General features: G+C 33.5%; 15 protein-coding genes. 1 reads left to right on the forward strand and 14 read right to left on the reverse strand.

Going from position 1 to position 14956, the window contains the following annotated elements:
- Positions 1-11: 11 nt before the first annotated feature.
- The 11 genes from rplT to CCC31_RS04140 all read right to left on the reverse strand — a co-directional run bounded on the left by rplT (position 12) and on the right by CCC31_RS04140 (position 10131).
- Positions 12-368 carry a 50S ribosomal protein L20 gene (rplT, locus tag CCC31_RS04090; RefSeq protein ID WP_290849841.1) on the reverse strand — a complete coding sequence of 119 codons (357 nt, stop codon included), beginning with the start codon at positions 366-368 and terminating at the stop codon, positions 12-14.
- 22 nt (positions 369-390) lie between these two features.
- The gene (gene rpmI / locus CCC31_RS04095) at positions 391-588 is read right to left on the reverse strand and encodes a 50S ribosomal protein L35 (RefSeq protein WP_022089839.1); all 198 of its coding nucleotides are present in this window, start codon (positions 586-588) and stop codon (positions 391-393) included.
- A 30-nt stretch (positions 589-618) separates the two neighbouring features.
- Positions 619-1113, reverse strand: coding sequence for a translation initiation factor IF-3 (gene infC / locus CCC31_RS04100; protein ID WP_022089838.1), 495 nt, complete (start codon positions 1111-1113; stop codon positions 619-621).
- 302 nt (positions 1114-1415) lie between these two features.
- Positions 1416-1739, reverse strand: a complete 324-nt coding sequence (locus tag CCC31_RS04105) for a DUF1540 domain-containing protein (RefSeq protein WP_117909529.1) — start codon at positions 1737-1739, stop codon at positions 1416-1418.
- Positions 1740-1847: 108 nt separating this feature from the next.
- A complete protein-coding gene (gene thrS / locus CCC31_RS04110) occupies positions 1848-3812 on the reverse strand; it encodes a threonine--tRNA ligase (protein ID WP_022089836.1) in 1965 nt (654 codons plus the stop codon).
- Between the two features lie 392 nt (positions 3813-4204).
- A complete protein-coding gene (locus CCC31_RS04115) occupies positions 4205-4501 on the reverse strand; it encodes a CAP domain-containing protein (RefSeq protein WP_022089835.1) in 297 nt (98 codons plus the stop codon).
- Positions 4502-4648: 147 nt separating this feature from the next.
- Positions 4649-5728: an FKBP-type peptidyl-prolyl cis-trans isomerase gene (locus tag CCC31_RS04120; protein WP_022089834.1), complete on the reverse strand. Its 1080-nt coding sequence runs from the start codon at positions 5726-5728 to the stop codon at positions 4649-4651.
- A gap of 264 nt (positions 5729-5992) precedes the next feature.
- On the reverse strand, positions 5993-7447 hold the full coding sequence (gene guaB, locus CCC31_RS04125; RefSeq protein WP_022089833.1) for an IMP dehydrogenase: 1455 nt from the start codon (positions 7445-7447) through the stop codon (positions 5993-5995).
- Between the two features lie 117 nt (positions 7448-7564).
- The gene (locus CCC31_RS04130) at positions 7565-8071 is read right to left on the reverse strand and encodes a DUF6106 family protein (protein ID WP_022089832.1); all 507 of its coding nucleotides are present in this window, start codon (positions 8069-8071) and stop codon (positions 7565-7567) included.
- A 16-nt stretch (positions 8072-8087) separates the two neighbouring features.
- The gene (locus CCC31_RS04135; protein WP_363347711.1) at positions 8088-9749 is read right to left on the reverse strand and encodes a DAK2 domain-containing protein; all 1662 of its coding nucleotides are present in this window, start codon (positions 9747-9749) and stop codon (positions 8088-8090) included.
- 22 nt (positions 9750-9771) lie between these two features.
- A complete protein-coding gene (locus CCC31_RS04140; protein ID WP_022089830.1) occupies positions 9772-10131 on the reverse strand; it encodes an Asp23/Gls24 family envelope stress response protein in 360 nt (119 codons plus the stop codon).
- A gap of 383 nt (positions 10132-10514) precedes the next feature.
- Here CCC31_RS04140 and rpmB point away from each other — a divergent pair, with 383 nt between their 5' ends.
- Positions 10515-10700, forward strand: coding sequence for a 50S ribosomal protein L28 (gene rpmB / locus CCC31_RS04145; protein ID WP_022089829.1), 186 nt, complete (start codon positions 10515-10517; stop codon positions 10698-10700).
- Between the two features lie 142 nt (positions 10701-10842).
- Here the strand turns inward: rpmB and CCC31_RS04150 are convergent, their stop codons facing one another.
- Genes CCC31_RS04150 through metF form a run of 3 tightly spaced genes read right to left on the reverse strand, consistent with a single transcriptional unit; the run spans position 10843 to position 14805 of the window.
- Positions 10843-13254 carry a homocysteine S-methyltransferase family protein gene (locus CCC31_RS04150; protein WP_290849847.1) on the reverse strand — a complete coding sequence of 804 codons (2412 nt, stop codon included), beginning with the start codon at positions 13252-13254 and terminating at the stop codon, positions 10843-10845.
- Positions 13244-13921, reverse strand: a complete 678-nt coding sequence (locus CCC31_RS04155) for a vitamin B12 dependent-methionine synthase activation domain-containing protein (RefSeq protein WP_290849849.1) — start codon at positions 13919-13921, stop codon at positions 13244-13246. The genes CCC31_RS04150 and CCC31_RS04155 overlap by 11 nt, the downstream gene beginning before the upstream one ends.
- Before the next feature lie 8 nt (positions 13922-13929).
- Positions 13930-14805 carry a methylenetetrahydrofolate reductase [NAD(P)H] gene (metF, locus tag CCC31_RS04160; protein ID WP_117909540.1) on the reverse strand — a complete coding sequence of 292 codons (876 nt, stop codon included), beginning with the start codon at positions 14803-14805 and terminating at the stop codon, positions 13930-13932.
- Positions 14806-14956 lie beyond the last annotated feature (151 nt).

Raw genomic sequence — 14956 nt, forward strand, 5'->3', positions numbered from 1 at the left:
ATATATTAAAATTATGCTAATTTTGCTTTAGCAACTTCTACTAATTTAGCAAATCCTTCAGCATCGTTAACTGCCATTTCAGCTAACATCTTTCTGTTCATTTCAACACCTGCTAATTTAAGGCCATACATAAATTTGCTGTATGAAAGACCATTCATTCTAGTTGCAGCGTTAATTCTTGCAATCCATAACTGTCTGAACTGTCTCTTTTTCTGCTTTCTACCAGCATAAGCTGAAGTCAAAGCTCTCATTACTGACTGCTTTGCTACTCTATACTGTTTTGATCTTGCTCCTCTGTAACCCTTAGCGAGCTTTAATACTCTATTATGTTTTTTTCTAGCGTTCATTCCGCCTTTAATTCTTGCCATGATAATTTCCTCCTACTCAGAATTATAAATAAGGTAAAATCTTCTTCATATTTTTTACGTTTGTAGCATCAGTAACTGTTGCTTTTCTAAGATTTCTCTTTCTCTTAGTTGATTTCTTTGTTAAAATATGTGACTTATAAGCTTTGTTTCTTTTAAGTTTACCTGTTCCTGTAACTTTAAAACGTTTTGCAGCTGCTCTGCTTGTCTTGATTTTTGGCATTTTATATTCCTCCTTAATTTAAACTCTAGCCTATCGCTTTTGTTCGAGAAACATTGTCATGTTTCTACCTTCAAGTTTAGCTTTTTTGCTTATTACTGATATATCTTCTAATAACTTAGCAAAGTCATCTAAAACATGCGCACTACTACTAATATGAGCCATCTCACGTCCTCTGAATCTAAGAGTTACTTTAACTTTGTCACCCTTTTCTAAGAACTTTCTTGCATTATTAGCCTTTGTCTTCAAATCATTAATCTCAACGTTAGGAGATAATCTGATTTCCTTAATTTCTACTGACTTTTGTTTTTTCTTGGCTTCCTTTTCCTTCTTCTGCAATTCATATCTATACTTTCCGTAATCCATAATCTTGCAAACAGGTGGCTGAGCCTTTGGGGCAATCTTAATTAAATCTAATTCAGCTTCTTCAGCCTTCTTCAATGCTTCTCTTGAAGACATAATTCCAAGCTGTTCTCCATCTGAACCAATGAGTCTTATTTCTTTGTCCCTAATCTGTTCATTAATCATTAACTCGCTAATGGTATTGCACCTCCATAAAAAAAGTGGATAGTCAGACTATCCACTAAAAACTCAAATCAAATGAATTAAATGTTAACCTCGAATCACCTCTATGTGTCTGGGTGAGAGTGGATACTCTGCTTTGTTTTATACATCGACATATATATTACCATCTTGCAATACATATGTCAACACATTTTTTTGATTTATGTTTTTTTGTTTTCTTCAAGCTTTAATCAGGCAGATAAATTCACTTATCCGTCCTTAAATCACTATTTTGAAATACCTTTTTTAATTTATCATTTTACATTTTATTCAGGTTTAAATGTTCCACAGGCTGTTTCAGTATAATGCTTTGCACCATTACCTTCAATTCCTATACGATCTGCGCAACATTTTTTATCACCATTAAATGTACATTTAACTGCTTCGCACTGCACCTGTAATTTTGTTTCCGGTGACATTCCACAATGACAATCACTTGTATAGCTTCCTTCACCCTGTTCCTTAAAACTTCCACAGGCTGTTGAGTTAACAGTATCTGCTGTGCTTCCTTCCACTCTTATTCCATCAAGACAGCACTTCTTTTCTTTGTTATAATAGCAATTTTGAACTGAACAATTTAAAATAGGCATATCTTCGTCCTCCAATTATATATTTCGGAAATTTTCCGATATGCTTATTTTCTTCAATTGTTCTTTTTTTATGCATTTTATTTAATAAACAAAATTTTTAAATCAGTATTATTTTCTCTCTTCTAATGGAATTTCTTTTCTGATTTCTTTTGTTCTGATTTCTTTGCAAATTGCATCAATAAATTCATCTAATTTCTTAATTCCTTCATCACCTGCAAATCTGCTTCTTACAGATACTGTTCCATCAGCCTCTTCCTGTTGTCCTACAACAAGCATGTATGGAAGCTTGTCTAAACGTGCTTCTCTAATCTTATATCCAATCTTTTCTGATCTTCCATCAACAGTAACATCAATTCCGTTTTTCTTGAGTTCTGCAGCTACTTTTTCTGCATAGTCAACATATTTATCTGAAATTGGTAAAACTCTTACCTGTTCAGGACATAACCATGTTGGAAACTTGCCTGCATATTTTTCAATTAACCATGCAAGTGTTCTTTCATAGCATCCGATAGATGTTCTATGGATGATATATGGTCTTACCTTATCTCCATTTTCATCAATGTAATACATATCAAACTGTTCAGCTAATAAAGCATCCCACTGAATTGTAATCATTGTATCTTCTTTTCCATATACATTCTTTGCATTGATATCTACCTTTGGTCCGTAAAACGCTGCTTCACCAACATCTTCTACAAATGGGATATTTAATTCATTTAAAACATTTCTAATATCCTGTTCTGTTTCATTCCATACTTCAGGTTCTCCGATATATTTTTCTTTATTTTCAGGATCCCATTTTGAAAGATGATATGTTACATCTTCTTCTAATCCTAAAGTCTGTAAACAGTACTGAGCTAATGCTATACAATCCTTAAATTCTTTAACCATCTGGTCAGGTCTTACAATAAGATGACCTTCTGAAATTGTAAACTGACGAACTCTTGTAAGTCCATGCATTTCACCTGAATCTTCATTTCTAAAAAGTGTAGATGTTTCACCATATCTGCATGGCAAATCTCTATAACTCTTCTGGCTTGCTTTGTATACATAGTATTGGAATGGACATGTCATTGGGCGAAGTGCAAATACTTCTTTATCTTTTTCTTCATCGCCTAATACAAACATTCCTTCTTTGTAATGATCCCAGTGTCCTGAAATTTTATACAAATCACTCTTTGCCATTAATGGAGTCTTTGTACGTACATAACCCCATTCATTATCTTCAAGGTCCTCAATCCATCTTTGTAATTTCTGAACCATCTTCTGTCCCTTTGGCATAAGTAATGGAAGTCCCTGTCCGATTACATCTACAGTTGTAAAGAGTTCCATTTCCCTACCAAGTTTATTATGGTCTCTGTTCTTTGCTTCTTCAAGTTCATCTAAATAAGCTTTTAAATCATCTTTGCTGTCAAATGCTGTTCCGTAAATTCTCTGAAGTCTTGCTTTATTAGAATCACCTCTCCAGTATGCCATTGATGAAGATGTCAATTTAAATGCTTTAATTGACTTTGTTGACATCAAATGTGGTCCTGCACATAAATCAACAAATTCACCCTGACTATAGAAAGATATAATCGAATCTTCCGGTAAATCTTTAATAAGTTCTACCTTGTAAGGTTCATTTCTGTCTTCCATATACTTGATTGCATCTTCTCTAGGAAGTGTAAATCTTTCAAGTTTAGCACCTTTCTTAATGATTTTCTTCATCTCAGCTTCGATTTTATCTAAATCTTCTCTTGAAAATGGTTCGCTGTCAAAATCATAATAAAATCCATTATCAACAGAAGGTCCAATAGCTAATTTTACATCAGGATACAAATTCTTAATTGCTTCTGCAAGAACATGTGATGTAGTGTGTCTGTATGCAGCTTTTCCAGCTTCATCTTTAAATGTTAAAATATTTAAATTACAATCTTTGTCTACTGTTGTTCTTAAATCTACAACTTCGCCATCAATTTCTCCTGCACATGCTGCTCTTCCAAGCCCGCCTGAAATGTCAAATGCGATGTCGTTTACTGTCATTGGTTCTGAATACTCTCTTACTGAGCCATCTTTTAAAGTAATCTTCATTTTCACTTTCTCCTTTACACATCTGATAATTATTTCTTGTAAGCCAGACTCATTAATACAATAAAAAAGCCCTGCTTACAATTAGTAAGCAGGGACGAATATCTCGCGGTTCCACCCTGATTGTCTATTTTACATAGGCCTCTCATTGCGATTATAACGGAATCACCGGACCTGATTGGGGTCACTCAGAGGTAGTTTTCAATTAGCCATCCGCAAAGCACTTCCAGCCTTGGTGCTTCTCTCTGTAGCCCTCCTGCTAATCTACTCGTCTCGTCAACGTTTTCTTTATTCAAACACAATTATAGCATTTAAAGTTGCTTTGTCAACTTCAAATGCTATAATTTATTTTGTATTTATTTTTTTATAAAACACCGTATATTTTCTGTTATTCATTATCTTGTTAAGAATTCCTGTGTCCAATATATATGTTCCCCAACTTTAACACATCCAATTCCTATGTACTCAAATTCTCCATTCATAATATTTGCCTTATGCGTAGGAGATTTCATCCACGCATTCACTACTTCTACAGGAGTATCATAATCCTCTGCCAAATTCTCTGCTCTTCTTGTCCAATCATCAATTACTGCCTGATTAAACGCTGTAAAGTAGGATGTTCCATCAGGTCTTGTGTAACTAAATAATTCATCGCATTCAGTTGTTCTTACTCTAGACAAAAAATAGAACAAATAACACTTGCAAAATTACATCGTTCATATTATCTGTTCTATCTATCTTTATTGTCTTATTTATTTTTTCATTACTGACTTATAAATCAATTTTATATAACAACTTTCCTGTATTTCAATAATAAAACTTGTAAACTTATTACAGTTTTATTTTGGCAAGCTATAAGATTTTGTTATATTTGCATTATCGTACACAACATCCATAGCTTTATCAAGTAACACTGCTTCTTCAATTTCTTTATCAGTATAATCTTTCTTCATATCTTCAACATTATCATATCCGCAATCAGCATATAATTCTTCGTATTTATCTTCGATTTCAGATGATGAAGCTGTCAAATTTTCTTTTTCAACAATTTTCCACATTACAAGATTAGATTTTACTTCATTTAAATATTCTTCCTGTAAGCTTTCTTCTGTATATCCTGAGAAATCATACAAATATTCATCAACTGTAATTCCATAAGAGTCTGCATAATATGCTGCATCCGAATCAAATTCTTCTTTTACACTATCATACATTTCCTGAGGATATCCATTCATTGTCGCATTATCAACTGCACTCTGCCATAAATCACTCTTTTTGTTTTCAAGAACATAATCCTCATTCCATTTATAGAATTCTTTTACTGTTGAGATTCCATAATCTTCATTATAATTATCCTTTACCCATTTATCTGTTACATCTTCTGTTTCTTCTTCGCTTACAGATACAAGTTTAAGCGTAAACTTAACGTTTTTGCCCGTGTAATCAGAATCTTTTTCCGCAACATAATTTATGTCATCTGTATCTTTTGCCTGATATTCTACTTTATCTCCTGCCTTATGTCCAACAACTGCATTTGTAAATTCTGCATAAAGGCTTTCTTCCTGTCCAACATATAATTCACAATTACTCTGGCTGATATTCTTTTCCTTTTCTCCGTCTACATAACCTGTATATGTAATTTCAACGCAATCGCCTTCTTTTGCTTCTCTGTCAACTTCTGTATATGTCTGTGTTTCTTCTTTTATTGATTCATCGATATCATCTTGTGTAACTTCACATGATAAACCTTTATATTCTCCTAATGTAATATAATCATCTAATTTACCGGATGTAATTCCTGCTTTTTTATCAATTTCCTTTTTAGGAACTACTGCCTTTTGATAATATACTGCCCCACCAAATGCAATTAATATAATCGCAATTAAGACCGGAACCCAAATCTTCTTTAATACTTTCATTACTTTCTCCTCATATAATTCAAATTTTATACACGTGTCAATTTTATAAGCAATCACTAAACTGCTTCATTTAGTAACCGTTATTTTTCAACTCATTTACACCTTTATCATTTTCTAAACAAAAATTAAGTATAATGACACCTCTGCATAATATAAAAGGACTTCTACATTCCGCAAAAGTCCTTTTAATTTTAACATATTATTATGATTTTACATAGTAAAATTTTATAATTCACAATTATTTCAAACTATATTAAGTAAATATTAAACTTCTGTACTATAGTTTGGAGCTTCTTTTGTGATATGGATGTCATGTGGATGACTTTCCTTTAATGAAGCTGCTGAAATTTTAACAAACTGTCCTGTTTCTTTTAATGTTTCAATGTCCTTAGCTCCACAATATCCCATACCTGATCTAAGACCACCCATTAACTGGAATACTGTATCTTCCAATGTTCCTCTGTAAGCAACACGTCCTTCAACACCTTCTGGAACAAGTTTCTTAGCATCTGTCTGGAAGTATCTGTCTTTACTACCATTTTCCATAGCAGCAATTGAACCCATACCTCTGTATACTTTGTATTTTCTTCCCTGGAATAATTCAAATGTACCAGGTGCTTCATCACAACCTGCAAACATTGAACCCATCATACAAACATTTCCACCTGCAGCGATTGCTTTTACAATGTCACCTGAAAACTTGATTCCACCATCTGCAATAATAGGTACTCCATATTCTTTAGCTACTTCGTAACAATCCATAATAGCTGTAATCTGTGGTACACCAATACCTGCAACAACTCTTGTTGTACAAATTGATCCAGGTCCAATACCGACCTTTACTGCATCTGCTCCTGCTTCGATTAAATCCTTTGTAGCAGCTCCTGTTGCAACATTACCTGCTATTACCTGTAAATCAGGATATTTATCTTTAATTAATTTTAAAGTATTAAAAATGTTCTGTGAATGACCATGAGCTGAATCAATTACAATAACGTCAACTTTAGCCTTTACTAAAGCATCTACTCTTTCAAGTACATTTGTTGTAATACCAACTGCAGCACCACAAAGAAGTCTTCCCTGTTCATCCTTTGCTGATAATGGGTATTTAATCTGTTTTTCAATATCCTTTATTGTAATTAATCCCTTTAAATTGAAATCGTCATCTACGATTGGAAGTTTTTCTTTTCTTGCCTTAGCTAAAATTGCTTTAGCTTCTTCAAGTGTAATTCCCTCTTTAGCTGTAATCAATCCTTCAGATGTCATTGAATCTTTAATCAACTTAGAACCATCTGTTTCAAATTTCAAATCACGGTTAGTAATAATACCAACTAATTTCTTTCCTACAACAATAGGAACACCTGAAATTCTGAATTTTGCCATTAAATCGTTAGCATCTTTTAATGTATGTTCTGGAGTTAAATAGAAAGGATCTGTAATAACACCGTTTTCAGAACGTTTTACTTTGTCTACTTCGTCCGCCTGTTCCTGGATTGACATATTTTTGTGGATAATACCTATACCACCCTGTCTTGCCATGGCGATAGCCATTCTGTGTTCTGTTACTGTGTCCATTCCGGCACTCATCATTGGAATGTTTAACTTGATAGACTTTGTTAAGTGTGTTGTTAAGTCAACCATATTAGGTGTAACCTGTGAGTACTGTGGTACTAACAAAACGTCATCAAAAGTAATTCCTTCACCAATAATTTTTCCCATTGGAATATTCCTCTCTTTCTCTTTATCTTTTTTGTTTTTAGTTATTAGAACTAACACTAACAAAATTTCTTTTTATTGTCAATAAATTACTTTCCATAAAGGAATGTAAATATTTAACTATCTGTTTGCAATTCTAACTATGCTTGGTCTTATTTTGTGTAATGCTTCAACCATTTTTTCATTTGGTTCAAAAATCATTTCCGTAATCCCATTTGCTTCGTTGAAAATAACAGCATATTTTAATTTTCCGGCTTCTCTTGATGAATAATCAAGAACCTTCATTTCATTATTAACACGGCGAAGAATTTCTTCACTGTCTGCATCTGCCATTATTTCTGCATTTTTCATATCAAATTCAGCAACTTTTTTTCTTTTTCTCTGTCCCATTATTTTATCAACAGAAATTTCACTGTTAAGTATTGAATATTCATATTCTACACTTGTCATCTGAAAAGCCATATATGTGAGATAAATGGCCAGTACACCTAATGTTACACCTAAAATTCCAAGAACTGCTGTAAGTAAAAAGCAACATATAACAATAAATATGCATCCTATTCTAATTCCAATTGCTGAAAGTGATGTTTTTGTTTTAACAATATATTCTACAAATGTTTCTTCCATACGTATTCCTCCAAGCCTATTCCACTGATGCTATATAATAGTAAATTGGCTGTCCACCCGGATAAACTTCTACTTCTACGTCCGGAAGTGCTTTTTCAACTTTTTTTGCTAATTCATTTGCATCGTCTTCTGTCACATCGCTACCATAGTAAAGGCTGACAATTTCTGATTCTTCATCAACCATTTCACGAATCATATCAACTGTTGTATCAGCAATATCTTCACCTACTGAAAGGATTCCGTCATCACCTATACCCATAATATTTCCTTCATGAATTTCCTTATCATCAATAACTGTGTCTCTTACTGCGTAAGTTGACTGTCCTGTCTTTATATATGACATGTTTTCAATCATTGATTCCTTGTTTTCTTCTACTGAAGATTCTTGTACAAATCCAATCATAGCTGCAATTCCCTGAGGAACTGTCTTTGATGGAATTACAACAAGCTTTTTATCTTCAACTAAACTTTCAGCCTGCTGTGCTGCAAGAATAATATTCTTGTTATTAGGAAGAACAAATATTGTATCGGCATTTATCTTATCAACTGCCTCTAAAATATCTTCTGTGCTTGGATTCATTGTCTGACCACCTGAAATAATATAGTCAACTCCTAATCCCTTAAATATTTCATCTAAGCCTTCACCTACAGAAATTGCTACAAATCCATAGTCTTTTCTAGGCTCATTCTTTTTTTCTTCTTCCTGTTGAGCTACTACTTTCTCAGCATCTTTAATTAATCTTTCCTGATGCTCTTCTCTCATATTATCAATCTTCATCTTTGAAAGAGATCCAAATGTAAGAGCTTTCTGAATAGCAAGTCCCGGATCATTAGTATGAACATGAACCTTTACTACTTCATCATCAGCAACAACTACAATAGAATCACCTATAGATTCAAGATATGCTTTAAATTCTTTTTCTGTTTCAATAGGCATTTCTTTATCTAAATTAATAATAAATTCAGTGCAGTATCCATATTTAATATCAAAATTATCTGTAACTTCTAATTTAGACTTGTCAACCGGTTTAGCTGCATCTTCTATTGTAAGGTCTATTTCTTTTCCAAGGAATGCATCGTAAGCACCCTTTACAACCTGCATTAATCCCTGTCCACCTGAATCAACAACTCCGGCCTGTTTTAAAACAGGAAGCATTTCAGGTGTCTGATTAAGTACATCATCACCATGTTTAATGATTTCATCAATCATTACTGTTAAATCTTCTTCTGTTTCAGCTACTTGTGCTGCTTTATCTGCCATTCCTTTTGCAACTGTAAGGATTGTACCTTCTTTAGGTTTCATAACTGCTTTGTATGCTGTTTCAACCGCTCTATTGCAGGCTTTTGCTAAAACCATTGCATCAATTTCTTCACATGTCTTAATTTCCTTTGTGAATCCTCTGAATAACTGGGAAAGGATAACACCTGAATTACCTCTGGCTCCTCTTAAGGAACCTGATGATATTGCTTTAGCAATTACTTTCATATCAGGATTTTCAATTCCGCCTACTTCTTTAGCTGCTGACATAATTGTTAATGTCATATTTGTACCTGTATCTCCATCCGGTACAGGGAATACATTTAATTCATTAATCCATTCTTTCTTTGCTTCAAGATTTTTTGCTCCTGCTAAGAACATTTTTTGAAACATACTAGCATCAATCTTATTAACCAAAATAATTTCCTCCTTGAGTAATTAGTTAGTCTATTACTCTAACTCCTTCAACATATATATTAATTTTCTTAACTGTCATTCCTGTATAAGCTTCTACTTTATACTTAACACTAGAAATAATATTCTCAGCTATTGTAGAAATATTAACACCATAAGCGATAATAACATGGAATTCTATTGAAATCTCATTATTTTCATCAATTGTAACATTTATTCCTTTTGATAAGCTGTCTCTCTTTAATAATTTAACAAGACCGTCTTTTACACTTACCATTGCCATACCAACAATACCAAAACATTCACATGCTGTTGTTCCGGCATATTTAGCGATTACTTCAGGGCTAATTAAAACCTGACCTAAATCAGTATTCATCTTTCCTTTCATATATATACCTCCTGTATATCTCAAAATCATTTTTATACATAGCTTACTATATTATACATTCTTTTCTAAAAAAATAAAAGCAGATTTTATCAACAGTTCAGCCAAGCGCCACCATACCATTAGGTTCAAAGACTGCTCGCAGGCTATTGGGCCTAATGTTATGGTGGCATTTGGTGAGCCAAATAAGCGAGAAGTAGCAGATTTATCTGCGGATTCGAGCTTTTGGCTGAACTGTTTCTTATTTAAATAGGTAATTTGTTGGATTTATTTTTATATTTATACAAAAAACTGTTGCAAATTGCAATATTTTCTGTTAGAATGCTCTTTGTGTCAGGTCAATTACGTTAATTTGACCTAATTGTTTTGTGTAAGGAGGTGCTATTATGGCTAAATGTGAAATTTGCGATAAGGGTGCTCATTTTGGTAACGCTGTGAGCCATTCTCATAGACGTTCAAATAAAATGTGGAAATCAAATATCAAATCTGTTAAAGTTAAAGTTAACGGAGGCGCAAAGAAAATGTACGTTTGTACTTCTTGCTTAAGATCAGGTAAGGTTGAACGTGCTTAATAAAAAAGAACCAACACTGTTGGTTCTTTTTTATTTTTATATTTAAAATATCCAAACTTAACTCTATGTCAAGAATTGGAGTAGCACAATAATAAAACGGTGGTCAGATTTCCATCTATTACCACCGCTATTTTTATATTCTCTAACCTAAAACTTCTTTAGCAATATCTGCACTTCGTTTTGCATCCTTTGCATAATAATCGGCACCGATTTTCATTGCGTAATCTTCAGTAAGCACTGCACCGCCTACCATTATTTTACAGTCAAGATTATTTTCCTTCAAAAGATTAATAGTATCTTCCATTGAACCTAATGTCGTAGTCATAAGTGCTGATAAACCTACGAGTTTTACATCATTTTCCTTTACAGCTTCTACTACCTTCATAGGGTCCACGTCTCTTCCAAGGTCAATTACATTATAACCATAGTTTTCAAGAATTACTTTCACAATATTTTTTCCGATATCATGAATATCACCTTTTACCGTAGCAATAACAATCTTGCCTTTTTGTTCAGACTGACCACCTTTTGCTGACATGTAGTTCTTAACTTCATCAAAGCATACCTTAGCAACATCAGCCGCCATAATTAGCTGTGGAAGGAATATTTTTCCCTTTTCAAATTTATCACCAACAACATCTAATGCCGGAATAAGCATATCATTAATTATTTCCATAGCATCTTTATTTTCAAGATAAGCTCTTGTCAGTTCTGTGCCTTCACTTTTAAGTCCCTGTTCCATGGCTTTTAACAATTTACTATTCTTTCCATCATTTGCATCAGCACCTTCTGCCGTCACAGCTTTACCCTGTGCCTTGCTGTTTCCTACCACTTCAGTATATTCGTCTGCGTGTGAAATAAAATCCATTGAATTTTTATCTATATCTGCAAGCACCTTATAAGTTCTTACAGCCCATACCATTGACGGAACATTCGGATTCATAATAGGCAAATCAAGTCCATTTGTAAGTGCCATTGTCAAAAATGTCTTATTTACTAATTCTCTGTTTGGTAAACCAAATGAAATGTTCGATACACCCAAAACAGTTCTTAATCCTAATTCATTTTTAACAATATTTAATGCCTTTAAAGTTTCTCCTGCAGCTTTCTGTTCTGCTGAAACCGTTAAAACAAGACAGTCTATAATAACGTCTTCTTTTGGAATCCCATAACTTAATGCTTTATTTAATATTTTCTTAGCAATTTCAACTCTGCCTTTGTAATCAGCCGGAATACCATTTTCATCCAATGCAAGTCCTATAACTGCAGCACCGTACTTCTTAACTATAGGTAGAATCGTGTCTAACACCTTATCTTCGCCATTTACCGAGTTTACAATTGCCTTACCATTATAAACTCGCAAAGCCGCCTCAATAACTTCCGGTTTTGTTGAATCGATCTGAAGTGGAACTGAAACAATGCTTTGAAGTTCTTTTACAGTCTTAATCATCATTTCTTTTTCATCGATTTCAGGATGACCAACATTTACATCTAATATTTCAGCTCCGGCTTCTATCTGTTCAGTTGCCTGTCCTAAAATATAGTCCATATCTTTTTCAACTAACGCTTGTTTAAAACGCTTTTTACCTGTAGGATTGATTCTTTCACCGATAATTCTTGGCTGATTAACTACTACAGTATTAATTGGAGAACATATTGCAAGTTGTCTTTCCTGTCTGTTTGATTCAAATTCATTATTCTTCTGTGCTTCTACAAGCATTGCTTTAACGGCACGAATATACTCAGGATTTGTACCACAACATCCGCCAAATATTCTAGCACCAAATTTTAGCATCTGTTTATAATCTTCAACAAACTGCTCAGGTGTTACATCATATTCATTTGTAACAGGGTCAGGCAAACCTGCATTAGCCTTTACAATTACCGGAATATCTGACCATTTTCCTATTTCTTCTACTATTGGTGCTAACTGGTCAGGCCCAAGAGAACAGTTTACACCAATTGCATCAACCCCAAGTCCCACAATTGTAAGTACCATTGCTGAGACTGAACATCCTGTGAAAGTTCTTTTATTTTCTTCAAATGTCATTGTAACAAACACCGGTAAGTTTGAATTTTCTTTAGCTGCCAATACTGCTGCTTTTGTTTCAAGCAAATCAGTCATTGTCTCAATTACTATTACATCTGCATCTTTTCCCGCAACAATTTCTTCTTTAAAAATGTCATACGCTTCTTCAAAACTCAAGCTTCCTGTCGGTTCAAGGAGCTGTCCTATAGGTCCTATGTCAAGAGCAACATAGCTTTTGCTTCCTTCACACGCTTTTCTGCCGTTTTCAATTGCCTTTTTAATTATTTCTTCTGTTGAATAGCCTGTACCCTTTAATTTATATCTGTTTGCACCAAATGTATTTGCATAAATAACATCTGAACCTGCTTCGATATATTGTTTATGAATGTCAATAATCCATTCCGGTTTTGTAATTCCTAAAGTTTCAGGAACTACTCCCATTTTCATTCCTTTTTTCTGAAGCATTGTTCCCATTGCTCCATCCAAAACAATATATCCTTTTTTCAATAATTCTTTAACGTCCACAGTTCTTTCCCGCCTTCCTATATTGGCATTTTTCTTTGAAGCTGCAGTTTTCACAGTTTTTTTTGTTTGATGTATTAAGATTATGTCCCATACCAATTATACATGTAACCGATTTTGTAGGTGTTAGCATAAAACTGTCATTAACGCACACTCCTATCTGCTTTGATGCGTTTACAACATTTAAAAACTGTTGCTGTAATTCTAACGGAAAATCATCATATCCAACACCAAATCTCCATGTATATTCATAATGAGGAAATTCTTTTTTTATAATTTCTTCAACCTTGTCACATACCTGTTCCACTGCAGCTGAAGCCATGCTATCTATTATAGCCGCCTGTGCCATATCTCCTATCTGCTTTCTTCTAATCAAAGAGTCTACTCCTGAAGATAAAGTAACACACATCATAGCAATTTTTTCACATCCTTTAAGATGATTTTTTATTGCCTCTCCTTTTAATTCAAAATCCACACCATCTATAGAATAATCTTCATTTAAATCAAATACTCTATAAACATATTTAGGCTGTATAACCTTTAGCAATTCTTCACTACATATATCCAATAATTTTTTTGTATTATCGTCAGGTTTATTATCCCCATATCCTAAATATCTTAAAGCTTCATTTACATTTACATAGTCAAGTATTATGTCTTTATCTCTCATTTTATTCCTTATCTGTTGTGCTTAACCACACTTTCAACTCCTTCTGTAATTTTTCTTGCTACATAAGGGTTGTTCATTGTATAAATATGTACACCATCAACTCCATTAGCTGCCAAATCAATAATCTGATTAATCGCATATGCAATTCCTGCATCTCTCAAAGCTTCCGGATTTGATTCATATCTCTGCATTATTCTTGATAATGATGCAGGAATACTTGCTCCACACATTGTAACCATTCTTTCAATCTGGCTCTTACTTGTTACAGGCATAATTCCGGCTTCAATCGGTACATTAATATCTGCAATTCTAGCTCTTTCCAGGAAATCGTAGAATACTCTATTATCAAAAAATAACTGTGAAATCAAATGGTCTGCTCCTGCATCCACTTTTTTCTTTAAGTTCTTTATATCATCAACTGCATCTTTTGCTTCCATATGTACTTCAGGATAACATGCTCCTGAAACATGGAATCCACCCTTGTCCATAATATATTTTGTTAAATCTGATGCATATGTAAAGTCTTTTTTAGGTTCTAAGCCTTCAACTCTGTCACCTCTTAAGGCTAAAATATTGTCTATTCCCTCTTTTTTTAATTCTTCAAGAATCTTATCTATTTCATCCTTTGTGTTATTAATGCATGACAAATGAGCTATTGTTTCTAATTTATATTCATTCTTAATTTTTGAGCAAATATCCTTTGTTATAGGATTTGTCACTCCACTTCCACCTGCTCCATAAGTAACACTAATAAAATCAGGTTTCAAATCCGTAAGTTTTTCTATTGTGTCATATACCGTTTCTATTCCACTTTCTTTCTTTGGTGGGAATACCTCAAAAGAAAATATTGTTTTTCCTTCTTCAAATAAATCTGCTATGTTCATTGTTCATTTACCTTTCTGTATTTTATTTGCATGAGCAAAAAAGATTATACCCTAAAATCAGGCACATAATTATTAAGCAGACCACTAAAAAAGTGCTACTTATTATTAACGCTATAGTCATTCCAAGCGCGACCCAAAATAAAGCAAATCC

The sequence above is a fragment of the Eubacterium sp. LMAG:50 genome, from assembly GCF_008680265.1.
Taxonomy (GTDB): Bacteria; Bacillota; Clostridia; order Lachnospirales; family Lachnospiraceae; genus Eubacterium_U; species Eubacterium_U album.